This is a genomic window from Pollutibacter soli (assembly GCA_029269725.1).
GTDB classification, from domain to species: Bacteria; Bacteroidota; Bacteroidia; order Chitinophagales; family Chitinophagaceae; genus Pollutibacter; species Pollutibacter soli.
Map to the genome: position 1 here is coordinate 1 of JARJHS010000031.1, position 544 is coordinate 544.

The 544-nt window shown below is 47.2% G+C and carries 1 protein-coding gene; it reads left to right on the forward strand.

Going from position 1 to position 544, the window contains the following annotated elements; translation table 11 throughout:
* Window positions 1-544: hypothetical protein (locus P2W82_RS24715; RefSeq protein ID WP_336518634.1), on the forward strand; the 544-nt coding region annotated here is incomplete at both ends.

Sequence of the window (544 nt, forward strand, 5' to 3'; positions counted from 1 at the left end):
CTGCCTGCTTGTTCCGGCCTTGTATGGTGTATATAGTAAAGAAACGCTTATTCAACGCCTGGCATTTTTACGGACGCACCTCCGGAAAGTATTGGGTGCCGCAGCCGTCTTCATTCTACCGATCATTCCACAGCTGCTTTACTGGAAGATGATGACGGGCAGCTATCTGTTCTACAGCTACGGCGGACAATCGTTCAACTGGAACGACCCAAAGATCCTTGAGGGGCTTTTTTATTACAGCAATGGCTGGCTGCCGTATTCACCCATCATGGTGTTTTCGCTTGCAGGCTTCTTCCTGTATCGCTACATCAAACAGTGGTTTTGGTGTCTTGGGCTGTTGTTTCCGTTGTATGTATACATCATCTACTCGTGGTATTGTTACAATTATATCAATGGCCTGGGTTCCCGGCCTATGATCCATATATACCCGTTGTTGGCAATACCGCTTGCTGCGTTTTTGCTTTGGGTATGGAATAGAAAGTCGATAGTGCTCAACGTGGTTGTAGCATTGGTCTGCTCGTTTTTCGTGTCGCTGAACATCTCG